This window comes from Thioclava sp. F28-4 (assembly GCF_002020045.1).
GTDB lineage: Bacteria > Pseudomonadota > Alphaproteobacteria > Rhodobacterales > Rhodobacteraceae > Thioclava > Thioclava sediminum.
Map to the genome: position 1 here is coordinate 271,477 of NZ_MPZQ01000003.1, position 22,301 is coordinate 293,777.

Sequence of the window (22,301 nt, forward strand, 5' to 3'; positions counted from 1 at the left end):
CCCCGCCCCCTAGTCCAGATCGCCCGCGCGGCGGGCCTCGATCTGATCGGCGGCGCGGGCGACCGCCTCTTCGATGCTAAGCTCGGAGGTGTCGATCACCAGCGCATCCACCGCCGGGCGCAACGGGCTGTCGGCGCGGCCCATGTCGCGGGCGTCGCGCTCGCGCACCTGCTCCAGCACGTCGGCCTCATCGCCGCCCAACTCCAGCCAGCGCCGATGCGCGCGCACTTCCGGCGAGGCGGTCACGAACAGCTTCACCTCCGCCTGCGGGCAGATCACCGTGCCGATATCGCGCCCGTCGAGCACCGCACCGCCCTCGCGCGCCGCGAAATCACGCTGAAACGCCACCAGCGCCGCGCGCACCTCGGGGATCGCGGCCACGATCGAGGCCGCCTGCCCCGCTTCCATCGTGCGCAGGTCGTCGCGCTCCAGATCCTCGGGGCAAAGCGCCTTGGCCGCCGCGATGGGCTCCAGCGCCTCGGTCTCGGATTTCATGCCGACCGCGCGATAGAGCGCACCGGTGTCGAGATGCGCCAGCCCGAAGCGCTCGGCCACGGCCCGACTGATCGTACCTTTGCCCGCAGCGGCGGGGCCATCGATGGCGACTGTGAATTTCATCGTTTCATCCGCAAATAAACTGCCCGCAGGATCAATAGCGCCAGGGCCGTCAGGCTCAAAGTGACTGCGACGCTCTTCAGAAGCGTCCATCTGCTCGCGAAGGAGATCATGTCATCCGTTACCGTGCCAGTCCGCAACAATGCGGCAACGGCATGATTTTCGAGATAGTCGAACACAGCACCAAGAGCCGCCACGATCGACAACACCACGGCAAGCCAGCCCTTTGCAAGGGTACGGAAGGCGACAATCAGTGTCACCGCCTCCAGGGCCGGAAAGACAAGATCGAGCCGCTGCTGAACCGAGAGGTAATACTGTCGCGCCGGTGCGTCTAAGGAATCGAGGAGCGCGCGGGCCTGCGCAGCACTGTAGCCACCCGGACGCAAATCGAACGGCGCCAGACCGCCCGCCGCATCCCGAAGATGCGGCAAGGTAACGAGCGTCATCGCAAGATAGACCGCCCCGGTCAGGGACGCGAGCAGAACAAAGGCGACCTGCGCCCGGCTCACCGGTCCGCCCGGACGATCTCCGCGCCAAGCCCGGCCATCAGGTCCTCGAAGATCGGGAAAGATGTGGCAATGGGCGAGCCGTCATCGACCGAGACCGGCTGTTGCGCGGCCATGCCCAGCACCATGAAGCTCATCGCGATCCGGTGGTCGAGATGGGTCACGGCGGTGCCGCCGCCCGGCACGCCTTCGGGACCGCAGCCATGCACGATCAGCGTGTCCTCGTCTTCCTCGATCTTGATGCCGTTGGCTTCCAGTCCACGCGCCATAGCGTCGATCCGGTCGCTTTCCTTCACGCGCAGCTCATGCACGCCGGGCATCCGGGTCACGCCTTCGGCAAAAGCCGCGACGACCGAGAGCACCGGATATTCGTCGATCTGCGCCGAGGCGCGCTCGGCGGGCACATCGATCCCGTGCAGCTTGGAATAGCGCACGCGCAGATCGGCCACCGGCTCGCCGCCCTCTTCGCGCTCGTTCTCAAAGGTCAGATCGGCGCCCATCTCGCGCAGCGTGATGAAGATCCCGTTGCGCGTCGGGTTCTGGCTGACGCCCGGCACCACGATCTCGGAGCCCGGCACGATCAGCGCAGCACAGACCGGGAAAGCGGCCGAAGACGGGTCGCGCGGCACGGCGACCTCTTGGGCTTTGAGTTCCGGCTGGCCCTGCAACGTGATGACATGGCCCTGATCGGTCACTTCGGTGGTGATCTCGGCCCCGAAGCCGCGCAGCATCCGCTCGGTATGATCGCGGGTCGGGGTCTTCTCGATCACGACGGTCTGGCCCGGCGCGTTCAGCCCCGCCAGCAGCACCGCCGATTTCACCTGCGCCGAGGCCATCGGCGTCGCGTAGCGCACGGGTGCGGGGCTCGGCGCGCCGAGGATGGTCATCGGCAGACGCCCGCCATGACGCCCGAAAGCCTGCGCGCCGAACAGCCGGATCGGGTCGGTCACGCGGCCCATCGGGCGTTTGCGCAAAGATCCGTCGCCGGTGAAGGTCGCCACGATCGGCGAGGTCGCCATCGCGCCCATGATAAGGCGCACGCCGGTGCCGGAATTGCCGCAATCGATGACGTCTTCGGGCTCGGCAAAACCGCCCACGCCCACGCCATGCACCGACCAGCTGCCGGGGCCGTGCTGCGTGACCTCGGCCCCGAAGGCGCGCATCGCCTTGGCCGTGTCGAGCACGTCTTCGCCTTCGAGCAGGCCGGTGATCTTCGTCTCGCCCACCGAGAGCGCGCCAAGGATCAGCGCGCGATGGCTGATCGACTTGTCGCCGGGAACCTCCGCCGTGCCCTTCAGGGGCCCGCATTTGCGCGAAGTCATCTTGATCGGAGTGCCGTGGCCGGACATAGTGCCTCCCTTATTCCAACGCGCCCCTGTTAGCGCGATCTGGCGGGAGGCGGAAGGGCTCAGATCCGCCGATAGGTCAGGTAATGCGGCTTGCGGCCCTCACGCAGCGCTTTCTGCTCGTAGCGCGTCGAGAGCCAGTCCGCCCACGGCGTATCCCAATCGCCCGAAACCGGCTGCGGATCGTCGAAATCGAAGGCGGCGGGCACGTCGAACAGAGGCTCGAAGCCTGCCTGCGGCACTTCCTCGACGGTCTGGCGGACGTAATCGGGGATGTCGGTCGCCACGCGGAATTCCGATCCCGGTTTCAGCGCGCGGTGCAGCGGCTCGAGATGCTCCTGCGTCACGAAACGCCTGCGGTGGTGCTTCGATTTCGGCCACGGGTCGGGATAGAGGAGAAACGCCTTCGAGATCGAACCCGCGGGCAGCACGTCCATCAGGTCGCGCGCATCGCCGGGATGCACCGCGACATTCGGGATTTTCTCGCGGCGCAGCTTACCGAGCAGCATCGCGACGCCGTTCACGAAAGGCTCGCAGCCGATGAACTCCACCTCCGGATAGGTCTGCGCCATATGCGCCAGATGCTCGCCCCCGCCGAAGCCCACTTCGAGCCAGACCGGCTTGCCCTTGAACCGCGTCTCCATGTCGAGCGGTTCGCGGTCGGGGTTCACGTCCCAACCGACAGGACCGGGCAGACGGCCCGGCAGGTCCTCGCGCAGGTATTCCTTCTGCGCCTTGTTCAGCGTCTTGCCGTGGCGGCGACCGTAGAAGTTACGCCAGGGCTGTTCGGGGGTGTCATTCTCGCTCATGGGAGGGGCCTCTAGCCGCGTCGCTCGAAAGGTTCAAGCCTTCTGAATGAGGAACAGCCCGAGGCACATGAAGCCGATCCCCGCCCCGCGCATCAAGGTGATGGGCCGCACGAGCGCCCCGAAGAGGCCGAACTGATCGATCGCGGCGGCCGAGATCATCTGTCCGAGCAGCACAAAGAACACCGCATTGCCGACCCCGAAGCGCGGCGCGATGAAGGTGATCGAGAGCACGTAGAAGGCGATCAGCACGCCAGCCAGAAACAGGTATTTCGGCTGATCGGGAATACGCGCGAAGCTCGAGGGCCCTGTCGTGACCGCGACGGCCAGAACCGCGCCCAGAAGCGCCACGGAGAACAGTACCACCGCCGCCACCGCGGGCGAGCCGATGCGGCTGCCAAGCTGGGCGTTGAGCGCGGCGAGCACCGGAATGCCGATCCCGGCAGCAAGCATGATCGCGGCATAGCGCAGGGCGTCGGGCATGGTCTTTCTCCTCCGGTTTGCGGCGGAGAGTGGCGCGGAAGGGCTGGGGGTGCAAGGTGGATCGCAAAGCGCTATTTCTGTTCGTTTTTGCGCATATTCTGTAATTTTATCGGTGTTCCAAATTTTTCCGCACAATGTAGATCCTGTCGCCATCGCCTCCGGGCCCATCAGACGACGATACAAAGGATAGATTCCATGACGAAACTCACCGACCTCGCGGCCCCGCTCGGCCGCCTCCTCCTCGCCCAGATCTTCATCATCGCGGGCTTTCAAAAAATCACCGGCTATGCCGGGACCCAAGGCTACATGGAAGCGATGGGCGTGCCCGGCGCGCTTCTGCCGCTCGTGATCCTGACCGAACTGGGCGGCGGCATTGCATTGCTGCTTGGCTGGAAGACGCGGATCGTGGCTTTCCTGCTCGCGGGCTTCAGCCTCATCTCGGGCTTCCTGTTCCACTACGTCCCGAGCCTCGGCATGACTGGCATGGAAGCGCAGGGCCAGATGATCAACTTCATGAAGAACATCTCGATCGCAGGCGGCATGCTGATGATCGTGGCGCAGGGCGCGGGCAAATGGTCGTTCGATGCCCGCGAAAACACCCAGCACAGCGGCCGGGTCACCGCGTAAGCGACAACGCCCGAGGCGACCAGCCAAGGGCAGCGCCCCACCCTCCGAAAAACGGAAAAGGCCCCGCCGATACGGGGCCTTTTTCATTGCAAGATCAGCTCAGCCGCGGCCGCGATAGGGCGGCACGCCCTGATCGGGGATCCACATATCCTCGGGCTTCGGCGCGCTCTGCCAGAAGACGTCGATCGGGATGCCACCGCGCGGATACCAATAGGCGCCAATGCGCAGCCATTCAGGCTCCAGCAGATCGCGCAGACGCTGCCCGATCATCACCGAGCAATCCTCGTGAAACGCCCCGTGATTGCGGAACGCGCCGAGGAAGAGCTTCAGAGATTTGCTCTCCACCAGCCAGTCGCGCGGGACGTAATCGATCATGATATGCGCGAAATCAGGCTGGCCGGTCAGCGGGCAAAGCGAGGTGAATTCGGGGGCTGTGAACCGCACGAGATAGCGCTCGCCTTTGCGCGGCTGGGGCACGCGCTCCAGCACGGCCTCGTCGGGCGTTTGCGGCAGGTCGGTCGATTGGCCCAGCTGGGTCAGGCCGGAGGTATCGGTGCTCATGGGATGGTCTTTCCGTCGAGAAGCGTTCGCGCGGCACTAAGGCCACGCAGGCCCGCCGTCAAATCAAACCTCGCTGCGCCGTTTCGAACGAATGGCCCGGGCGGCTAGCCCGGGCCGCGCCCGAACTCCGCCGGGAGGGCGCGACCCTCAGCACCATCCACGCAAAATGCATACGGGCAGAGGTTTCCCCCTGCCCGTCGCTAATTCCGGAAGCTCTCGCCTCAGACCGCTTTCTTCAGCGCCTCGACCAGATCGGTCTTCTCCCAAGAGAAGCCGCCATCGGCCTCGGGGGCGCGGCCGAAATGGCCGTAAGCCGCGGTGCGCTCGTAGATCGGTTTGCACAGGTCGAGCGTGTCGCGGATGCCTTTCGGCGTCAGGTCCATCACCTGCCCCACGGCTGTTTCGATCACCTCGTCGGGCACTTCGCCGGTGCCAAACGTGTCGACATAGATCGACAGCGGCTTCGCCACGCCGATCGCATATGACACCTGAATCACGCATTTGCGCGCCATGCCGGCAGCCACCACGTTCTTCGCCAGATAGCGCGCCGCATAGGCCGCCGAGCGGTCCACCTTGGTCGGGTCCTTGCCCGAGAACGCGCCGCCGCCATGCGGGGCCGAGCCGCCATAGGTGTCCACGATGATCTTGCGCCCGGTGAGGCCCGCATCGCCATCGGGGCCGCCGATCACGAAGGTGCCGGTCGGGTTCACCCACCATTCGGTCTCCGGCGTGATCCAACCCTCGGGCAGGGTCTCGCGGATATAGGGCTCCACGATGGCGCGGATATCATCCGAGGTCTGATGCTCATGCGCGTGCTGGGTCGAAAGCACGATCTGGCTCACGCCGACGGGGCGGCCATTCTCGTAGCGCACAGACAGCTGCGATTTCGCATCGGGGCGCAGCTCGGGCTCGGCGCCCGATTTGCGCGCCTCGGCCAGACGGCGCAGGATCGCGTGCGAGTAATGGATCGGCGCGGGCATCAGTTCGGGCGTCTCATCCGAGGCGAAGCCGAACATGATCCCCTGATCGCCGGCCCCGTCCTTGTCGACGCCCTGCGAGATATGGGCCGATTGCGGGTGCAGGAAATTCGCGACTTTCAGCGTCGCCCAGTGAAACTCGTCCTGCTCGTAGCCGATATCCTTGACGCATTCGCGCACGATCTTGTCGATGCCTTCGAGATATTCGGCGAGTTTCGTTTTGTCGGCCAGACCGACCTCGCCGCCAACCACGACCTGATTGGTCGTCGCGAAGGTCTCGCAGGCCACCCGCGCGTTGGGCTCTGCAGCCAGGAAAGTATCGAGAACGGCATCCGAAATCCGGTCACAGACCTTATCGGGGTGCCCCTCCGAAACGGATTCGGAGGTGAAAACGTAATTCGCGCGTGCCATGAAGGGGTGCTCCGTTGTTGATATCCCCACCCCGTCAGGAAGCCGTTGGGGTGGTTCGGCCTTCTAGCTAGGAGCGCCTGCCGGTCGGGTCAATCGAAATACGCGCAAAGATTGAAAGAAGCGCTAAGGCTGCAACAATCAGCGCAATTAACGGCGCGTCACCCAGCTTCGAATAGAGCGTCGGCGGCAGGCTCGGCGGCAGTTTCACGTCGAGCTTGCCCATCTTGTCCAGCCCGAGGCTCGCCGTGATCCGCCCCTTCGCGTCGATCATCGCGGTGACCCCGGTATTGGCGTCGCGCGCAAGCGGCAGGCCCTGCTCGATCGCGCGAAGCCGCGCCTGCGCGAAATGCTGATAGGGTCCGCTGAGCGTGCCGAACCACGCGTCATTGGTGACCTGCAAGATCCAGTCGGGGCGCTGCGAAAAGCCGCGCAGGTCCTGCGGGAAGATCGCCTCGTAGCAAATGAGCGGCGCGACATGGCCGAGCTTGCCCAAGTTCAGCAGCTTCTCCCCCGGCCCCGCCGAATAGCCATTGCCGACCTGCGCCGCGAAGGCGGTGATCCCGATCTTCGCCAGCGCATCGCCGAAGGGCATGTATTCGCCGAAGGGCACGAGGTGGGATTTGTCGTAAAGCGCCTCGACCCGGTCAGCAAGGGTGATGACGGCCAGCGAGTTGAAATAGCGGCTGCCCTGGCTGCGCTGCACCCCCATCGCAAGCGGAATGCCCCCCGCCGCCTCGGTCGACATCTCCAGCCCGCCCTGCGGATGATCGAGCAGGAACGGCACCGCCGTTTCCGGCCAGACGATCAGGTCCGGCTTGGGCTGACCGGGTTCGGGATCGGCCTTCGTCAGGTCCAGAAGCCGCTGGAAGAATTTCATCCGGTATTGCGGCAGCCATTTCAGGTCCTGCGGCGCATTGGGCTGCACCAGCCGCAGGGTGATCGGCTCTGCCCTCGGCGCCACCGGCGCGTTGAGCCGCGCCACCCCGCCGAGCCACAGCCCGACCAGCACCACCAGCGCCGCGCCCACGATCGCGAGTGCTGCGAGCATCCGGAGCCCGCGCGTCATCGCCGGTGCCGCCGCGATCAGCAGGGTGATCAGACTCAGCCCCAACGGCCCGACAAAGGCGGCCGCCTGCGCGACGGGCGAACCGATCCAGATGTGGCCGACCAGCACCCACGGAAACCCGGTGAAAACGTAAGAGCGCAGCGCATCCGAGGCCGCCATGCCAAGCGCTAATCCCAGCGCGCGGCTACGCGCCCCCTGCCCCGCATAGGCCCCGAGCCCGTAGCCGATCGCCCAGAAGACGCCCATGCCCGCAGCCATGAAAACCAGGGCGAACGGCGCCATCCAGCCATAGATATCGGCCTCGACCATGAAAGGCTCGACGATCCAGAACATCGCGGCCAGCGCATAGCCGAAGCCGGTGGCGAACCCGATCCAAATCGTGGAGGCGCGCCAGCGTTCGGCGGAGGCGAACCAGACGGAGGCTGCAAGTGCAGGCAGCGCGATCCACCACAGACCCAGCGGGGCTTGGCCCAGAGCGAATAGCACACCGAAAAGCGCTGCCAGAGCCAAGCTCTGCCAGCGCGGGCGCATTGGTGCGCGAAAGCCCTCTCGGATGGTCGCGATCATGGGCGCGTCATAGCCCGCTCACTCGGCGGGCGCCACTCCCGGCAGACGCACGCGCAGACGTTTGATCCGGCGCGGATCGGCATCGACCACCTCGTATTCGACGCCGTTCTCGGTCACCACGACCTCGCCACGCGCGGGCACACGGCCAAGCTGCATGAAGACCAGACCGCCCATCGAATCGATCTCGTCATCGGCCTCTTCGTCGGAGAGCCGCATCCCGATCTGCGCTTCGAACTCGTTGACCGGCGCGCGGGCCTGCACGACCCATTGGCCGGGCTTTTCCTCGCGCCAATAGGCGTCGTCGGCCTCGTCATGCTCGTCCTCAATCTCGCCGATCACCTGTTCGATCAGATCCTCGAGCGTGAGCAACCCGTCGACGCCGCCATATTCGTCGATCACCAGCGCCATATGGGTGCGCTGCACCTGCATCTTCTGCAAGAGCACACCGATCGGCATCGACGGCGGCACGTAAAGCAGCGGACGGATCAGCTTGCGCAGCGAGAACCGGCCATTGCCCGATCCGAACCCGTATTCGAGTGCCAAGTCCTTCAGGTGAACAAGGCCCAGCGGCGTATCGAGCGTTTCCTTGAAGACCGGCAGGCGCGAATAGCCGTGCTGGCGGAACTTCTCCACCAACTCGTCGCGGCTGATGGAGACCGGAACGGCCTCGATCTCGACTTTGGGAATGGCGACGTCGCCCACCCGCATCTTGCGCAGGTTTCCCAGCCCCAGCGGCGCTGGCGCGGGTTTGGGCGGCATTTCTACCTGTGGGGCCTTTTCTTCCATGGGGCGTTGCCCGAAGAAGCGGCTGAGCAACCCGCGCGAAGCGGGCTCCGAAGACTGACCGGGTTCTGCGTTTTCCGAACTACCGGTATTGGCGGAGGTAACTCCGTCGGCGACCTGTCCCATTGTTCCTTTCCGAAAGATGACGCGGCGTTGCGTCTAGTCTTACACATATGGGTTACGAATTCCTACGCTTTCAAGAAGGCGGATTTCGATTTGTTCCATAACTTGCGCATCTTCGTCGCGAATATGGTCATAGCCCAAGAGATGCAGCACCGCGTGGATGAGCAAATGCAGCGTGTGATCTTCGACGGATTTGCCTTGTTCTTCAGCCTCTCGGGCGCAGGTTTCATAGGCAATCGCGAGGTCGCCGAGCTCGATTTCGCCGAAGACATCGGGCGCGGGCGGTTCGGGATGCGCACCGGGATCTTCCGCGCCGCGCTCCTCGGCGGGCCAGCTGAGCACATTGGTCGGCTTCGCCTTGTCGCGATATTCGCCGTTCAGCTCGGCGATGCGCGCATCATCGCAGGCGAGAACCGAGAGGCGGCAAAGCTCCGCCTCGATCCCGCGATCCTCCAGCACCAGCGTTGCGGCGCGGATGATCAGCTCTTCCAGTCCGACCGTCTCCCAGCGGGCGTCTTCGATCTCGAGATCAATTTCCATCGGTCATTCCGCCCGCTGCCCCAAGCGTCAGATCGCCGACCTTCTGCCCGGCCTTGTCATAGACCAGTACCTGACCCCCATCGGTCACCACGACAGTATAGCTGCGCGCAAAGGTCACCGCCTCGGCCGCAGCGCCTTCGGGCAGCGTGATCGCGGCGGGCAGTTGCGGCAGCGGATTGGGTTGCTGCAAGCGGATGACAAGCAGCGCCACGATCGCTACAAGCCCGACGATCATCACAGCCGCAAGCGTGGTCACCAGTATCTTGAGAAAGCGAAAGTCGGGTGGCAGCGTGGTGGCAGGCTCTTCGTCAGGCAGGTCGGACATGAATAAGGAAATCCTCAGCATCGAGATCGGGCCCGGCATGGGTCCCCGCCTTGATAAGGCCTTGGCGGCGGCTGTGCCAGAGGAAGCGGCGCTCTCGCGCTCGCGTCTGGCGAAACTGATCGCGGAGGGCTCGGTCAGCCGCGAAGGGGTGGCCGTAACCGATCAGAAAACCAAGGTCGCCGAGGGCGAGGTCTATCAGATCGCGCTGGAGCCTCCGAAAGAAGTCGAGACGGTCGCGCAGGACATCCCCCTCGAAGTGCTGTGGGAGGACGACGACCTGATCGTCGTGAACAAGCCTGCTGGCATGGTCACCCACCCCGCGCCGGGCACGCCCGAAGGCACGCTCGTGAACGCGCTGCTGCACCATTTCGGCGGCAATCTCTCGGGTATCGGCGGCGAGGCGCGTCCCGGCATCGTCCACCGCATCGACAAGGATACGTCGGGCCTGCTGGTCGTCGCGAAATCGGACCGGGCGCATCACGGGTTGGCGGCGCAATTCGAGGCGCATACCGTGCATCGCCATTACCGCGCGCTCTGCCACGGCGTGCCGCAGGCCTCCGATCCGCGCCTGCGCGGGCTGAATGGCGTCAGCTTCGAGCAAGGCGGCGTGCTGAAGATCGTAACGCAACTCGCGCGCCACAAGACCGACCGGCAGAAGCAGGCGGTGGTCGCCAATGGCGGCCGCCACGCTGTCACCCGCGCCCGCACGATCGAGGATTTCAACGGCACCGCGGCGCTGATCGATTGCTGGCTGGAGACCGGGCGCACGCACCAGATCCGCGTCCATATGGCCTATGCGGGCCACGGGCTGATCGGCGATCAGACCTATGGCGGCAAGCGCAAGATCTCGGAAAAAGCGGTCGGAGCTGCGGCGGCAGAGGCCGTGCGCGCCTTCCCGCGTCAGGCGCTCCATGCGGCGACTTTGGGCTTCATCCATCCGGTCACCGAGGAGGAGCTGTCCTTCGAGGCGCCCCTGCCCGAGGACATGACCGCGCTGATCGACGCATTGCGCGCGGCCTCCGCGCCCCAAACCGGCGGCACGGGCCCGTGAACGTCTGGTGGGCCGAGCTTCTGACGCTGCTGATTCACTTCGGCTCTCAGGTGCTCGCGCTTTTGCGGGTGCTCACCCGGCCCGACAAACCGCCTGCGGTGCGCGCAAGCTGGACCGTGCTGATCCTGTCGGTGCCCTTCCTCGGCGTCATCCTCTACATCCTGATCGGGGAGACGCGGCTCAACCAGCGCATCGCGCGCAAGCTGCAGGCGACGGTGGACGCCCTGCCCGCCCCCGATCCGGTCGAGCCCGAAGACCTCGAGGCCGTCACGCCGGAATATCGTGCCGCCTTCGCACGGGCCGCCGCCATCAACGGCTATGCGCCCAGCACCGGCGATGCGATCACCTTCCTGCCCGACCCGTCCGACCAGCTCGAACCGCTGGTCGCCGATATCGACGCCGCCACCCAGAGCGTGCACCTGATTACCTATATCTGGCTGAGCGATCTGACCGGCATCGCGATGGCCGAGGCGCTGACCCGCGCGGCCACCCGTGGGGTGAAAGTCCGCGTCCTCGTCGACGGGCTGGGCGCGCGCGCCTTCATCAAGTCGCGCCACTGGAAGGCGATGAAGAAGGCCGGCGTGAAGACCGCGATCGCCTTTTCCTTCCGCTGGCCGCTTTTCAAGCTGGCAACGATGCGGATAGACCTGCGCAACCACCGCAAGCTCGCCGTGATCGACGGGCATGTGGCCTATGCCGGCTCGCGCAACCTCGCCGACCCCGAATTCCGCATCAAGGCGCGCTTCGCGCCCTGGACGGATGTGATGCTGCGGATCGAGGGGCCGCTCGCCGCCCAGCATCAGCATATCTTCGCGACCGATTGGGTGACCCATAGCCACGAGGAAATCTCGGACCTCGTGATCCCGACCCCCGCCGCACCGACCGCGCGGCCCGGAACAGCGGTCGCCTTCGCGACGGGGCCGATGCTGGACACGCGCGGGGTGCCGGATGTGTTCCTTGCGGTGATCGGGGCCGCGCGCGAGACGCTGACGCTCTCGACCCCCTATTTCGTGCCGGGCGAGGAGATCGCCTCCGCGCTGCGCGCCGCCAAGCGCCGGGGCGTGCGGGTGCAGGTGATCGTGCCAAGGCGCAACGACTCGCGCTTTGTCGCCCATGCCGCGCGCAGCTTCTATCCGGTGCTGGCCGAGGCGGGCGTCGAGATCTGGGAGCATGGGCCGGGCCTGTTGCACGCCAAGACCCTGCTCGCCGATGGCCGCGTCGCGATCCTCGGCTCGGCCAATCTCGACCGGCGCAGCTTCGAGCTGAATTACGAGAATTGCGTGCTGATCGAGGATAACGAACTGGGGCTCGCACTTGGCGAACGCCAGCGTCACTGGATCGCGCAGGCCCGCCGGATCGGCCCGGAACGCATCGCGGAATGGCCCCTTCACTGGAAAATCATCAACAATCTGATGTCGGTCCTCGCCCCGATCTTGTGAGGCGTCAGATGTTTTTTTACACATGCGCGACGGAAATCCCGTTACGATACGTTGATCTTTCTATGCGACTGCGTCAGGGCGGCTTTCGGTGAACCAATCGCCACTGCCCTGCGTTTCTTGAAAGAACGGGGAGATATCCCCATATTGAGCAGCCGCCAAAAGGGAGACATGGGAGACGATGACGAGCTATACAAACCTTCCGGCCCCGAGTCCTGAGCAGGGGCTGAACCGCTATCTTCAGGAAATCCGGAAGTTCCCGCTTCTGGAGCCGGAACAAGAATACATGCTGGCCAAGCGTTGGGCCGATCATCAGGATACCGAGGCCGCGCACCAAATGGTGACCTCGCACCTGCGTCTCGCCGCGAAGATCGCGATGGGCTATCGCGGCTATGGCCTGCCGCAGGCCGAGGTGATCTCGGAGGCCAATGTCGGTCTGATGCAGGCCGTTAAGCGCTTCGATCCCGAGAAGGGTTTCCGCCTCGCGACCTACGCGATGTGGTGGATCCGCGCCGCGATTCAGGAATACATCCTGCGCTCGTGGAGCCTCGTGAAACTGGGCACCACCTCGGCGCAGAAGAAGCTGTTCTTCAACCTGCGCAAGGCGAAGTCCAAGATCGGCGCCTATGAAGACGGCGATATGCGCCCCGAGAACGTCAAGCAGATCGCGACCGATCTGAACGTGACCGAGGAAGAAGTGATCTCGATGAACCGGCGCATGTCGGGCTCGGACGCTTCGCTGAACGCGCAGATCGGCGCCGGTGACGAAGGCGGGGCCGCGCAGTGGCAGGATTGGCTCGAAGACGAGGATGCCGATCAGGCCGAGGCCTATGCCGAGACCGAAGAGATGGAAGCCCGCCGCGAGATGCTGATGGACGCGATGGATGTCCTCAACGATCGCGAGAAGGACATCCTGATGCAGCGCCGCCTGCGCGACGACCCGGTCACGCTGGAGGAGCTTTCGGGCGTCTATGACGTCTCGCGCGAGCGTATCCGCCAGATCGAGGTCCGCGCCTTTGAGAAGCTGCAAAAGCGCATGACCGAATTGGCACGCGAAAAAGGTATGAACGTGCCCGACTGACGCGCGATCGGTAACGAGTGTCGAAGTATCTCGCCGTTCCCAACTTGGGGGCGGCGATTTTCTTTGCGCAGCGCCTGTCGCTATCGCCGCGCCCGCGGCATGTGCCGCAACTGGTACAGGAAAATGGCGAAGGCTACGCAGGCGAGAGCAAGCCAGACCGCGCCGGATTGCGCATGATAGACCACGCCCTCCGCCGGATCTAAGCAGCGCCCCATTTCGTTGAAGCGGCTCCGCCAGCGAAAATATTGCGCGTAATAGGCATAGCCGAAGGCAAGCGTCAGCCCGAGGCTGAGAAGCATCGTAATCACGCGCATCTCCGGCGCCCCCTTCCGTTTCGACCCAGCCTAGCGATGCGCGACACCCGGTCAACGCGCCCCCGTTGCACCCGGCCCTGATTGCGCTACCATCGCGGCGAGAAAGGGAGGCTATCACATGACCGTTTTGAACTGGGGCATTCTGGGAGCTGCGAAATTCGCGCGCGAACATATGGGCCGGGCGATCCACGCGGCTGAGGGCGCGCGGCTGGCGGCGCTCGCGACGTCGAGCCCCGAAAAAGCCGATCCGTTCAAGGCCTTCGCGCCCGATCTTAAGGTTCATGACAGCTATGACGCGCTGCTCGCCGACCCCGAGATCGACGTGGTCTATATCCCGCTGCCCAACACGCTCCATGTGGAGTGGACGAAGAAGGCGCTGGCGGCAGGCAAGCATGTGCTGACGGAAAAGCCGATCGCGATGCAGGCCGAGGAGATCGACGGGCTGATAGACGCGCGCGACGCCTCCGGCAAATTCGCGACCGAAGCCTATATGATCGTGCATCACCCGCAATGGCAGCAGGTGCGCGCATGGCTCGATGCGGGCGCGATCGGCGAGCTGCGCCATGCCGATGTGGCCTTCACCTTCAACAACCCCGACCCCACCAATATCCGCAACAAGCCGGAGATGGGCGGCGGCTCGATCCCCGATATCGGCGTCTATGCCTATTCCTGCGTGCGCTTCGCAGCCCGGGCCGAGCCGGGCGATCTGCGCGCCGTCATCCATCGCGAGAACGATGTCGACACATTCGCACAGGTCACCGGCGAGATGATCTCCGATAAGGGCCGCTTCACCTATGGGGCGATGACCTCGACCCGGCTGCATCCGCGTCAGGAAGCGGTGTTCCAAGGCTCCGAAGGTGTGATCCGCGTCACCTGCCCGTTCAACGCGAATGTCTTCGATCAGGCCGAAGTCACCCTGATCCGCAAGGGCAAACCGGACGAGGTGATCCGCTATCCGGGCGTCAATCAATACGTGATCCAGGTGGAGGCTTTCGTACGCCATGTCACCGAGGGCGCCCCCTATATGTGGACGCTCGAGGACGCGCGCGGCACGCAGGCGATGATCGACAAGGTGTTCGCCAGCGAACAGGGATGATGCGGTCGCGCCGCGGGAACAAAGAACGCCTGGCGGTGTTCTGGATTTATGAAATCACATGGTTCCCAAAGTAACGATCAAAACCAGCCCGACGACGAGGGCGCGAAAGCCTCGAATGCCGTGCGCGAAAGGCACGAAAAGCGCTCGGTGATGCAGGCTTCGCGCCTCTCGGCGCGGCTGATCTATGCCGTGATCCGCCATGACGGCGACGAGGAGCTGAACCGCCCGCTGATCTCGCTCGTCTGGTCGGGGCTCGCGGCGGGCATCCTCATCAGCCTCTCGGTCATCGCGCAGGCGAGCCTGCACGCCCGTTTGCCCGACGAGGACTGGCGGATACTGGTCGAGTCGCTTGGCTATTCGGCGGGGTTCATGGTGGTGATCTTCGGGCGGATGCAGCTGTTCACCGAGAACACGATCACGACCGTGCTGCCCGTGGTCGCGGACCGCTCGCTGACCTGTCTGCTGAAGATGCTGCGGCTCTGGGCGATCGTGCTGGCCTCCAACGTGCTGGGCTGCGCGATCGCCTCGGGTTTCCTGAGCATCCCGCATGTGATCCCCGACGAGATGACCGACAGCCTGCTTGCGGTGGCGCGTCACGCGACCGATGGCGATATGGGGCAGAACTTCTACCGCGCGATGCCTGCGGGGATCATCATCGCGGCCGTGGTGTGGATCATGCCCGCCGCGCAGGGCAGTTCCTTCCTCGTGATCCTCGCGATGACATGGCTGCTCGCCGCCTCGGGCTCGGCCCACGTCATCGCGGGCTCGGTCGAGGCGGGGCTGCTGGTCTGGGCCGGCCAGATGAGCCTTGCCGAGGCGTTCAGCCGGTTCTTCCTGCCGGTACTGGCGGGCAATGTCGCGGGCGGCACGGCGGTCTTCACACTGCTCACATGGGGGCAGGTGAAGAACGAGGTGACGGGCGAACAGGATGAGGCAACCCCGGCGTCCGACCGATAAGCGAACGCCGCCGGATGCACCTTAGCGCAGATTCGGCGGCTTGCTCGGGTCCATGCCGGGGGCGGAACCGGGGACGATCTCCTGCACCTCTTCCTCTTCCGGCTCGGGCACATGCAGCACGAGGCCCTTGTCCAACAGAAGCTGCGCGGCCTTTTCCTCGGGCTCGAGGAAGGTCACGTCCAGCTCGCCCGCATCCAGCCCGGAGAAAGTCAGCGCCTCGCCCATCGCCTTGGCGATCCCGGCGCGGAAATGCTCATGCGCGCCGATCACCGCCAGCACATGGCCCCGGTGGCCATCCTCATAGGTCACGCCGCCCAGCACCGCGGCCTGCGCGATCCCGGCCAGCTGATGCAGCTTCGCCTCGAAGGCGGGCAGCAGCAGCGCGATCACCGCAGGCGACAGGCCCGGAGCGGTGAACTCCACCGGACGGCCCTGCGCCTCTGACGGCGTATGTGCGAGCGTCTCGGTCAGCCAATCCAGCGCCTCGGGCGGCAGAAGCATCGCCGAATCCGCCACCGCGAGATTGACGCCCAGCCCGATATTCTCGCCCACCAGATGCTGCGCGATCACCCGGCCCGGCAGCGCCGCATAGGGCTGCGGGCCGTCGGCGAATTCGCCCAGACGATCCTCGGTGTCGAAGACGAGGACGAAATCGCCCTCTTCGGTGGAGAACACCTGCGGCTTGATGTTTTCGTCCTCGGGCTCTTCCTCCAGCAAAAGGAACAGCTCGGCATCGGCGAGACGGTCGAACACGGCGAGGCGCTTGGCCTCATTGTCGGGTTCGGCTTCCATCGCGGCATGGGCGCGGTCATAGGGGGTCATGTCAGCTCCTTCACCCGCGCGCGCAGGACCGGCAGCAGGTCGGCCTCGAACCACGGGTTTTTCTTCAGCCATCCCGTATTGCGCCAGGACGGATGAGGCAAGGGGAAGAGGCGCGGCGCGTGGTCTCGCCACCCCATCACGGTCTGGGTCACGTTGCGCGTGCCCAGATGCCAGCGCTGCGCAGCGCCACCCACCAGAAGCGTCAGATCGACCGGGCCGATCTCTGCCATGACGCGCTCGCGCCACGTCTCGGCGCAGATCAAAGGCGGCGGCAGATCCGAGCCCTTCGCGTCATAGCCCGGAAAGCAGAACGCCATCGGCGCGATCGCGATGCGGGTCGTGTCGTAGAAGGTCTCGCGGTCCACGCCCATCCAGTCGCGCAGACGGTCCCCCGAGCGGTCGTTGAACGGCACGCCCGTCTCATGCACCCGCAGCCCCGGCGCCTGCCCCACGATCAGCACTCGCGCCCCCGCGCCGAACCACGCGACAGGACGTGGAGAATGCCCCGTGGCCGTCGCACGGAACCGCGCCGCGCAGATGCGACAGGCGCGGATGTCCTCTTGCACCGGTCGGGTCATAGTTTCCTCTCTGGTGTCAATGTGTTCCTCGTTGCATAACCCTCCTCCAAGTGAACATAATCCTGCCCAAATCCAAGGTTAGGTGGGTTCTCAGCCTGCGCCCCCCGTGATTTAGTGGCGAGACGCGTATAATTGGAGACCCGGACCGAGAGCTTATGATCGTATTCGAGAACGTCTCCAAATCCTTCTGGACCGGCAAGCAGCGCAAGGTGATCCTCGAACGCGCCAGCTTCCGTGTGGAATTGGGCCATAGCCTCGGCATTCTCGCGCCCAACGGCACCGGAAAGACCACGATCATCAACATGATGGCGGGGCTCGAAAAGCCCGACGAGGGCGAGATTCGCCGATCCAGCCGCGTCTCCTTCCCGCTGGGCTTCATGGGTGGCGTCGTCTCGAAACACTCGGCGCGCGAAAACGCCCGGTTCATCGCGCGGCTCTACGGGCTCGACCCGGACTATGTCGAAGCCTTCTCGCGCTGGCTGACCGGCATCGCGGAATATTTCGACCAGCCCGTGGGCACCTACAGCTCGGGGATGCGCGCGCGGTTCACGTTTTCCCTGCTTCTGGCGTTGGAATTCGACATTTACCTGATCGACGAGGGGATGCCCTCGACCACCGATGTGGAATTCAACCGCAAGGCAGGCTCGATCCTGCGCGACCGGCTGCGCGATTCCACCGTGGTCGTGGTCTCGCACCAGCCCGCCACGATCGAGAAATTCTGCAATCGCGCCGCGGTGCTGCGCGACGGCCAACTTTATCAGTTCGACACTCTGGAAGAAGCGAAGCGGTTGTATGACTACCAGTCCTAAGGCCCCGAAATTCCGTATCCGCCGCGATGGTCCGGTGATCACGGGGAGCGATGGCTCGCTGCAACTGGGCGCCATGCCGCTGCAATCGGGCGCGGGCTACGCGACCTCCGAGGCGGCCACGCCGCGCGCTTCCAACGCTTCCGCCGCATCCGCTGCGCAAAGCGCGCCCTCCGCGGAGGCACCGCAGCCGCAACGGCAGCACAAGCCGCACCCGCAGCGCCAGCCGGACGATCCCTCCAACCTGTTCGAGCCGCAGGATGACGGGTTCGGCGATCAGAAATTCCCGACCGCAGGCCAGACCGACTCCGAGGTGATCGACGCGGGCCAGCGGACCCCCGAGGAAGAAATCGACGCGATCCGCGCCGAAGGGCTGACCGGGCGCCAGTTGCGGCTCGCACGTCGCATGGCCCAGAAACACGGCGTTCAGGCCAGTTCCGATTTCGAGGCCGTGCTGCTTCTGCGCCGCCGCGGGATCGACCCGTTCGACCGCTCGAATATCGTGGCGCTTGTGAAACCCGGCGAGGCAGAGGCGACCTCGCGGGCGCTGGCGCGCACCGACGGGCCGGGCGCCGATACCCGCGTGAACCTGCCGCAGACCATCAAGCAGGGTCAGGTCCCCTCCACCGAGGTGATGAACGCGGACCGCCGCGCCGCCGAGATTCTGCGCATCCAGCGCGACATCGCCAAACGCCGCCGCCGCAAGCTGATGCTGCTGGGCGCACGGCTGGGCTTCTTCGTGGTGCTGCCGACGCTGATGGCCGCCTATTACTACTTCGCGATGGCCACGCCGATGTATGCGACGAAATCGGCCTTCGTGATCCAGAAAGCCGAAGGGATGGGCAATTCCGGGCTGGGCTCGCTGTTCTCGGGCACGCAGCTCGCCACCAATCAGGACTCGGTCACGGTGCAGTCCTATCTGCAATCGCGCGATGCGATGAAGCGGCTCGACCGCGATCAAGGGTTCAAGAAGATCTTCGAGGACCAGAGCATCGACCCGCTGCAGCGGCTGCCGGAAAACGCGACCGACGAGCAGGCCTACCGGCTCTATTCCAAGATGGTGCAGATCGGCTACGACCCCTCCGAGGGCATCGTGAAGATGGAAGTGGTCGCCCCCGATCCGGCGAAATCGCAGAAATTCTCCGAGTCGCTGATCTCCTATGCCGAACAGCAGGTGGACCAGCTGACCTCGCGGCTGCGCGACGACCAGATGAAGGGCGCGCGCGAAAGCTATGAGGATGCCGAGGCCAAGGTCTTCGCGGCACAATCCAAGGTGCAGCAGCTGCAGGAAAAGGTCGGCGTGCTCGATCCCGTCAGCGAGAATTCGATGGTGATGGGACAGGTCGCCAATCTCGAAAACCAGTTGCAACAGAAGCGTCTCGAACTGGGGCAACTGCTCGACAATCCGCGGCCCAATCAGGCGCGGGTCGCGGGTGTGCAGGGCGACATCAAGCGCATTCAGGCGCTTCTCGACACCACGCGCAGCCAGCTGACGACCGCACGGCAATCCACGGGCGGCGAGTCGCTCGCCGCCGTAACCGGCCAGCTGCAGATCGCTCAGGGCGAGTTGCAGACCCGGCAGATGCTGCTGTCGGCGGCCGCCCAGCAGATGGAAACCGCCCGGATCGAGGCCAACAAGCAGGTGCGCTATCTGGAGATGGGCGTGCGCCCCGTCGCCCCGGACGAGCCCACCTATCCGCGCGCTTTCGAGAACACGCTGTTGGCTTTCCTGATCTTCTCGGGCATCTATCTGATGCTGTCGCTCACAGCTTCGGTCCTGCGCGAGCAGGTCTCGAGCTGACCCCTGAGCGGCCCGTCACGAGGCTGCGGAGAGAGATATGAAAGACGTGAAAATCGGCGGGCTGACCGTCTCGAACGACCGCCCGCTGACGGTGATCGCGGGGCCCTGCCAGCTGGAAAGCCGCGACCATGCGATGATGATCGCGAAGGAAATGGCCCGTGCCTGCGATCAGGCGGGCGCGCAGTTCATCTTCAAGGCGAGCTACGACAAGGCCAACCGCACCAGCCTCAAGGGCAAGCGCGGCCTCGGCATCGACGCGGGTCTGAAGATCCTCGAAGAGGTGCGCTCCGAGATCGGCTGCCCGGTGCTGACCGACATCCACGACGCCGAGCAGGCCCGCATCGCGGGCGCGGTGGTCGACGTGATCCAGATCCCGGCCTTCCTGTGCCGCCAGACCGATCTGCTGCTCGCGGCGGGCGAGACCGGCTGCGTCGTGAACATCAAGAAGGGCCAGTTCCTCGCGCCGTGGGACATGCCGAACGTGGCCGACAAGGTCGCCTCGACGGGCAACGAGAAGATCCTGCTGACCGAGCGCGGCACGTCGTTTGGCTACAACACGCTGGTCGCCGATATGCGCGGCCTGCCCGAGATGGCCAAGACCGGCTACCCGGTGATCATGGATGCGACCCATTCGGTGCAGCAGCCCGGCGGTCAGGGCGGCTCCTCGGGCGGTCAGCGCGAATTCGCGCCGGTGATGGCGCGGGCCGCCGTCAGCCTCGGTATCGCGGGCGTGTTCATCGAGACGCATGAAGCGCCCGATACCGCGCCCTCGGACGGGCCGAACATGATCCCGCTGAACCAGATGCCGAAGCTCGTGCAGACGCTGATGGAGTTCGACCGGATCGCCAAGGACGACCCGATCCGGTTGTAAGCACCCATAGAAAAGGGCGCGCGAGAGACCCGCGCGCCCTGCCCTGTTCTTTGCGATCGGATCAGGCGTCGGCCACGACCTCGGCGCGCTGCTTGCCCAGACCTTCGATCTCCAGCTCCACGACGTCGCCCGGACGCAGGAAGCGCGGCGTCTCCATCCCCATCGCGACGCCCGGAGGGGTGCCGGTCGAGATCACGTCGCCCGGATGCAGCGTCATGAACTGGCTCAGATAGCTCACCAGCGTCTTCACGCCGAAGACCATCGTCGCGGTGGAGCCGTTCTGCATCACCTCGCCGTTCACGCTCAGCTTCATCGCCAGCTTCTGCGGATCGGCCACCGCGTCGCGCGTCACCAGATACGGGCCGAGCGGACCAAAGCTGTCGCAGCTCTTGCCCTTGGTCCACTGGCCCGCGCGATCCTTTTGATAGCTGCGCTCGGAGACGTCATTGGCGAGCACGAAACCCGCGACGTAATCCATCGCATCTTCTTCCGAGACGTATTTCGCGGGCTTGCCGATCACGATGCCCAGCTCGACCTCCCAGTCGGTCTGCTCGGAGCCGCGCGGCAGCACGATGGGATCGTTCGGCCCTTGGATCGCGGAGGTGGCCTTCATGAAGATCAGCGGCTCGGGCGGCACCTGCGCACCGGATTCCGCGGCGTGATCGGCATAGTTCAGCCCGATGCAGATCATCTTGCCGATCCCGGCCACCGGCGCGCCCAGACGCGTGCCCTCGGGCACGACGGGCAGCTCCGACGCATCGAGCGAGCCGATCGCGGCCAGTCCGTCATCCGAGAGCACCGCGCCCCCGATATCGGCAACCTGCCCCGACAGGTCGCGGATCACGCCCTGATCGTCCATCAGCCCCGGTTTCTCGGCCCCGATCAGCCCATGACGCAGAAGTTTCATGTGATGTCCTCCTTCATTTTGGCGGCATCAAGCCCGCGCAGCGGCGAAGATGCAAGGGCGTCAGCGGACATGCAGGATGAAAATCCCGAGTAGAACCATGAGCGCGATCACCAGCGCGAAGAGCAGCAGATCGGGCCAGTTGGTGCCTTTTTCGTCCGGCGCTTCCTCGGCGTCGATCAGCGCGCGCAGCATCCGCATCCGCACGACGGCGAGGATCACCACCACCCCGCCGCTCAGCACCATCGCGAGATCGGACCAGCCAGGAATATCCGCCCGGGTCAGCTTCGCGGCCGTCAGCCCGACGCCGACGATCGCGATGGCCGTGCGCAGCCAGGCCAGAAAGGTCCGCTCATTCGCGGCGTGATCCTTGAAATTCTCCTTCGCGGCCACTGTCGTCCCTGCCTTTCCATCGCCCCGTCGCGGCGCGTCGCGGGCGGGTCCGAGAGGCCGCCCTTGTCGCCGTTCCTGCACCAGAATCGCGCCGAGGCCCCGGTCGGTTCCCGCGTCCCGAAAATCGGCGCGCGGCCCTTGCCCTTGGAACTTCGGCCCACGCTTCAACCCGTCTCACGGCAAACGTGAGGCACGGATCACGCATTCGTTGCCCCGATCAGCACCGCGGGAGCACATTACGAGCGCCCCATCGACGGCTTTGCGCGTGAAAAATAAGGCGTACCCGGACGCGTGCGCTTTCCGCGCAGGAACGCCTGCCGCAGGGTCCGTTCAACCAAATTCATCATCGCGTGAGGTGAGGTGGTCGCGCCCCCGTGACTGCACCATCCTTAGCGTTCGCGAACATAAGGCCCCGCGCCACATGGTCGTGATCGTCCCTGAGCGGGGGTCGGAGC

At 65.1% G+C, this 22,301-nt stretch carries 25 protein-coding genes and 1 riboswitch; of the genes, 9 read left to right on the forward strand and 16 right to left on the reverse strand.

The genetic code is table 11. From position 1 onward, the window contains the following. Positions 1-9: 9 nt before the first annotated feature. The 5 genes from BMI87_RS08950 to BMI87_RS08970 are packed head-to-tail and all read right to left on the reverse strand — an operon-like array spanning position 10 to position 3,756. Complete coding sequence (locus BMI87_RS08950) at positions 10-618, reverse strand: d(CMP) kinase (protein WP_078520830.1); 609 nt, start codon at positions 616-618, stop codon at positions 10-12. After that, on the reverse strand, positions 615-1,124 hold the full coding sequence (locus BMI87_RS08955) for a hypothetical protein (protein ID WP_078520831.1): 510 nt from the start codon (positions 1,122-1,124) through the stop codon (positions 615-617). Before BMI87_RS08955 ends, BMI87_RS08950 begins: the two co-directional genes overlap by 4 nt. Continuing rightward, complete coding sequence (gene aroA / locus BMI87_RS08960) at positions 1,121-2,470, reverse strand: 3-phosphoshikimate 1-carboxyvinyltransferase (protein WP_078520832.1); 1,350 nt, start codon at positions 2,468-2,470, stop codon at positions 1,121-1,123. The genes BMI87_RS08955 and aroA overlap by 4 nt, the downstream gene beginning before the upstream one ends. A gap of 59 nt (positions 2,471-2,529) precedes the next feature. After that, the gene (locus BMI87_RS08965; RefSeq protein ID WP_078520833.1) at positions 2,530-3,276 is read right to left on the reverse strand and encodes a tRNA (guanosine(46)-N(7))-methyltransferase TrmB; all 747 of its coding nucleotides are present in this window, start codon (positions 3,274-3,276) and stop codon (positions 2,530-2,532) included. Between the two features lie 33 nt (positions 3,277-3,309). Continuing rightward, entirely contained in the window at positions 3,310-3,756 is a 447-nt protein-coding gene (locus BMI87_RS08970) for a DMT family transporter (protein WP_078520834.1), read from the reverse strand. Positions 3,757-3,951: 195 nt separating this feature from the next. Between BMI87_RS08970 and BMI87_RS08975 the strand changes: the two genes are divergently transcribed. Beyond that, positions 3,952-4,383 (forward strand): DoxX family protein, encoded by a 432-nt coding sequence (locus BMI87_RS08975; RefSeq protein ID WP_078520835.1) that lies wholly within the window; start codon positions 3,952-3,954, stop codon positions 4,381-4,383. A 99-nt stretch (positions 4,384-4,482) separates the two neighbouring features. Here the strand turns inward: BMI87_RS08975 and queF are convergent, their stop codons facing one another. From queF to BMI87_RS09005, 6 genes are all read right to left on the reverse strand, one after another. Beyond that, on the reverse strand, positions 4,483-4,944 hold the full coding sequence (gene queF / locus BMI87_RS08980) for a preQ(1) synthase (protein ID WP_078520836.1): 462 nt from the start codon (positions 4,942-4,944) through the stop codon (positions 4,483-4,485). A 221-nt stretch (positions 4,945-5,165) separates the two neighbouring features. Continuing rightward, positions 5,166-6,332 carry a methionine adenosyltransferase gene (gene metK / locus BMI87_RS08985; RefSeq protein ID WP_078520837.1) on the reverse strand — a complete coding sequence of 389 codons (1,167 nt, stop codon included), beginning with the start codon at positions 6,330-6,332 and terminating at the stop codon, positions 5,166-5,168. Between the two features lie 7 nt (positions 6,333-6,339). After that, a riboswitch (SAM-SAH riboswitch) is annotated at positions 6,340-6,389 on the reverse strand. Positions 6,390-6,399: 10 nt separating this feature from the next. After that, on the reverse strand, positions 6,400-7,965 hold the full coding sequence (gene lnt, locus BMI87_RS08990; RefSeq protein ID WP_078520838.1) for an apolipoprotein N-acyltransferase: 1,566 nt from the start codon (positions 7,963-7,965) through the stop codon (positions 6,400-6,402). A gap of 18 nt (positions 7,966-7,983) precedes the next feature. Continuing rightward, positions 7,984-8,874: a hemolysin family protein gene (locus tag BMI87_RS08995; protein WP_078520839.1), complete on the reverse strand. Its 891-nt coding sequence runs from the start codon at positions 8,872-8,874 to the stop codon at positions 7,984-7,986. A gap of 39 nt (positions 8,875-8,913) precedes the next feature. Next, positions 8,914-9,411, reverse strand: a complete 498-nt coding sequence (ybeY, locus tag BMI87_RS09000) for an rRNA maturation RNase YbeY (RefSeq protein ID WP_078520840.1) — start codon at positions 9,409-9,411, stop codon at positions 8,914-8,916. Then, a complete protein-coding gene (locus BMI87_RS09005) occupies positions 9,401-9,736 on the reverse strand; it encodes a DUF6476 family protein (protein ID WP_078520841.1) in 336 nt (111 codons plus the stop codon). The genes ybeY and BMI87_RS09005 overlap by 11 nt, the downstream gene beginning before the upstream one ends. On the opposite strand from BMI87_RS09005, the gene BMI87_RS09010 reads away from it, so the two are divergent. The 3 genes from BMI87_RS09010 (at position 9,735) to rpoH (ending at position 13,304) form a co-directional block, all read left to right on the forward strand. Further along, positions 9,735-10,787, forward strand: a complete 1,053-nt coding sequence (locus tag BMI87_RS09010) for an RluA family pseudouridine synthase (RefSeq protein WP_078520842.1) — start codon at positions 9,735-9,737, stop codon at positions 10,785-10,787. The two genes, BMI87_RS09005 and BMI87_RS09010, sit on opposite strands and share 2 nt — an antisense overlap. Beyond that, the gene (gene cls, locus BMI87_RS09015; RefSeq protein WP_168175180.1) at positions 10,784-12,226 is read left to right on the forward strand and encodes a cardiolipin synthase; all 1,443 of its coding nucleotides are present in this window, start codon (positions 10,784-10,786) and stop codon (positions 12,224-12,226) included. Before BMI87_RS09010 ends, cls begins: the two co-directional genes overlap by 4 nt. Positions 12,227-12,404: 178 nt before the next feature. After that, entirely contained in the window at positions 12,405-13,304 is a 900-nt protein-coding gene (gene rpoH, locus BMI87_RS09020; RefSeq protein WP_078520844.1) for an RNA polymerase sigma factor RpoH, read from the forward strand. 80 nt (positions 13,305-13,384) lie between these two features. Here rpoH and BMI87_RS09025 read toward each other — a convergent pair whose 3' ends face one another. After that, positions 13,385-13,618 carry a hypothetical protein gene (locus BMI87_RS09025; RefSeq protein WP_078520845.1) on the reverse strand — a complete coding sequence of 78 codons (234 nt, stop codon included), beginning with the start codon at positions 13,616-13,618 and terminating at the stop codon, positions 13,385-13,387. Between the two features lie 118 nt (positions 13,619-13,736). Here BMI87_RS09025 and BMI87_RS09030 point away from each other — a divergent pair, with 118 nt between their 5' ends. Together BMI87_RS09030 and BMI87_RS09035 are read left to right on the forward strand one after the other, a co-directional pair. Continuing rightward, positions 13,737-14,714, forward strand: a complete 978-nt coding sequence (locus tag BMI87_RS09030; RefSeq protein WP_078520846.1) for a Gfo/Idh/MocA family protein — start codon at positions 13,737-13,739, stop codon at positions 14,712-14,714. A 48-nt stretch (positions 14,715-14,762) separates the two neighbouring features. Next, on the forward strand, positions 14,763-15,671 hold the full coding sequence (locus BMI87_RS09035; RefSeq protein ID WP_078520847.1) for a formate/nitrite transporter family protein: 909 nt from the start codon (positions 14,763-14,765) through the stop codon (positions 15,669-15,671). 21 nt (positions 15,672-15,692) lie between these two features. On the opposite strand, the gene BMI87_RS09040 is transcribed toward BMI87_RS09035, so the two are convergent. After that, positions 15,693-16,493, reverse strand: a complete 801-nt coding sequence (locus BMI87_RS09040; RefSeq protein ID WP_078520848.1) for an SseB family protein — start codon at positions 16,491-16,493, stop codon at positions 15,693-15,695. Further along, positions 16,490-17,071: a uracil-DNA glycosylase family protein gene (locus BMI87_RS09045; RefSeq protein WP_078520849.1), complete on the reverse strand. Its 582-nt coding sequence runs from the start codon at positions 17,069-17,071 to the stop codon at positions 16,490-16,492. The genes BMI87_RS09040 and BMI87_RS09045 overlap by 4 nt, the downstream gene beginning before the upstream one ends. A 155-nt stretch (positions 17,072-17,226) precedes the next feature. Between BMI87_RS09045 and BMI87_RS09050 the strand changes: the two genes are divergently transcribed. The 3 genes from BMI87_RS09050 to kdsA are packed head-to-tail and all read left to right on the forward strand — an operon-like array spanning position 17,227 to position 20,549. Further along, on the forward strand, positions 17,227-17,880 hold the full coding sequence (locus BMI87_RS09050) for an ABC transporter ATP-binding protein (protein WP_078520850.1): 654 nt from the start codon (positions 17,227-17,229) through the stop codon (positions 17,878-17,880). Beyond that, entirely contained in the window at positions 17,864-19,678 is a 1,815-nt protein-coding gene (locus BMI87_RS09055) for a capsule biosynthesis protein (RefSeq protein WP_078520851.1), read from the forward strand. The genes BMI87_RS09050 and BMI87_RS09055 overlap by 17 nt, the downstream gene beginning before the upstream one ends. Before the next feature lie 37 nt (positions 19,679-19,715). After that, positions 19,716-20,549: a 3-deoxy-8-phosphooctulonate synthase gene (kdsA, locus tag BMI87_RS09060; protein WP_078520852.1), complete on the forward strand. Its 834-nt coding sequence runs from the start codon at positions 19,716-19,718 to the stop codon at positions 20,547-20,549. 61 nt (positions 20,550-20,610) lie between these two features. Here the strand turns inward: kdsA and BMI87_RS09065 are convergent, their stop codons facing one another. Beyond that, a complete protein-coding gene (locus tag BMI87_RS09065; protein WP_078520853.1) occupies positions 20,611-21,456 on the reverse strand; it encodes a fumarylacetoacetate hydrolase family protein in 846 nt (281 codons plus the stop codon). 60 nt (positions 21,457-21,516) lie between these two features. Continuing rightward, positions 21,517-21,846: a YidH family protein gene (locus BMI87_RS09070; RefSeq protein WP_078520854.1), complete on the reverse strand. Its 330-nt coding sequence runs from the start codon at positions 21,844-21,846 to the stop codon at positions 21,517-21,519. Positions 21,847-22,301: the final 455 nt, after the last annotated feature.

Bases quoted from the DNA above. Each gene is read 5' to 3' on its own strand.
- rpoH (WP_078520844.1), top strand. From the start codon at position 12,405: ATGACGAGCTATACAAACCTTCCGGCCCCGAGTCCTGAGCAGGGGCTG.
- BMI87_RS08950 (WP_078520830.1), bottom strand. From the start codon at position 618: ATGAAATTCACAGTCGCCATCGATGGCCCCGCCGCTGCGGGCAAAGGT.
- lnt (WP_078520838.1), bottom strand. From the start codon at position 7,965: ATGATCGCGACCATCCGAGAGGGCTTTCGCGCACCAATGCGCCCGCGC.
- BMI87_RS09065 (WP_078520853.1), bottom strand. From the start codon at position 21,456: ATGAAACTTCTGCGTCATGGGCTGATCGGGGCCGAGAAACCGGGGCTG.
- kdsA (WP_078520852.1), top strand. From the start codon at position 19,716: ATGAAAGACGTGAAAATCGGCGGGCTGACCGTCTCGAACGACCGCCCG.
- BMI87_RS09040 (WP_078520848.1), bottom strand. From the start codon at position 16,493: ATGACCCCCTATGACCGCGCCCATGCCGCGATGGAAGCCGAACCCGAC.
- BMI87_RS09055 (WP_078520851.1), top strand. From the start codon at position 17,864: ATGACTACCAGTCCTAAGGCCCCGAAATTCCGTATCCGCCGCGATGGT.
- metK (WP_078520837.1), bottom strand. From the start codon at position 6,332: ATGGCACGCGCGAATTACGTTTTCACCTCCGAATCCGTTTCGGAGGGG.
- queF (WP_078520836.1), bottom strand. From the start codon at position 4,944: ATGAGCACCGATACCTCCGGCCTGACCCAGCTGGGCCAATCGACCGAC.
- BMI87_RS08970 (WP_078520834.1), bottom strand. From the start codon at position 3,756: ATGCCCGACGCCCTGCGCTATGCCGCGATCATGCTTGCTGCCGGGATC.
- aroA (WP_078520832.1), bottom strand. From the start codon at position 2,470: ATGTCCGGCCACGGCACTCCGATCAAGATGACTTCGCGCAAATGCGGG.
- BMI87_RS09005 (WP_078520841.1), bottom strand. From the start codon at position 9,736: ATGTCCGACCTGCCTGACGAAGAGCCTGCCACCACGCTGCCACCCGAC.
- BMI87_RS09010 (WP_078520842.1), top strand. From the start codon at position 9,735: ATGAATAAGGAAATCCTCAGCATCGAGATCGGGCCCGGCATGGGTCCC.
- BMI87_RS09030 (WP_078520846.1), top strand. From the start codon at position 13,737: ATGACCGTTTTGAACTGGGGCATTCTGGGAGCTGCGAAATTCGCGCGC.
- BMI87_RS08975 (WP_078520835.1), top strand. From the start codon at position 3,952: ATGACGAAACTCACCGACCTCGCGGCCCCGCTCGGCCGCCTCCTCCTC.
- BMI87_RS09025 (WP_078520845.1), bottom strand. From the start codon at position 13,618: ATGCGCGTGATTACGATGCTTCTCAGCCTCGGGCTGACGCTTGCCTTC.
- BMI87_RS09050 (WP_078520850.1), top strand. From the start codon at position 17,227: ATGATCGTATTCGAGAACGTCTCCAAATCCTTCTGGACCGGCAAGCAG.
- BMI87_RS08995 (WP_078520839.1), bottom strand. From the start codon at position 8,874: ATGGGACAGGTCGCCGACGGAGTTACCTCCGCCAATACCGGTAGTTCG.
- BMI87_RS09045 (WP_078520849.1), bottom strand. From the start codon at position 17,071: ATGACCCGACCGGTGCAAGAGGACATCCGCGCCTGTCGCATCTGCGCG.
- BMI87_RS08965 (WP_078520833.1), bottom strand. From the start codon at position 3,276: ATGAGCGAGAATGACACCCCCGAACAGCCCTGGCGTAACTTCTACGGT.
- ybeY (WP_078520840.1), bottom strand. From the start codon at position 9,411: ATGGAAATTGATCTCGAGATCGAAGACGCCCGCTGGGAGACGGTCGGA.
- BMI87_RS09035 (WP_078520847.1), top strand. From the start codon at position 14,763: ATGAAATCACATGGTTCCCAAAGTAACGATCAAAACCAGCCCGACGAC.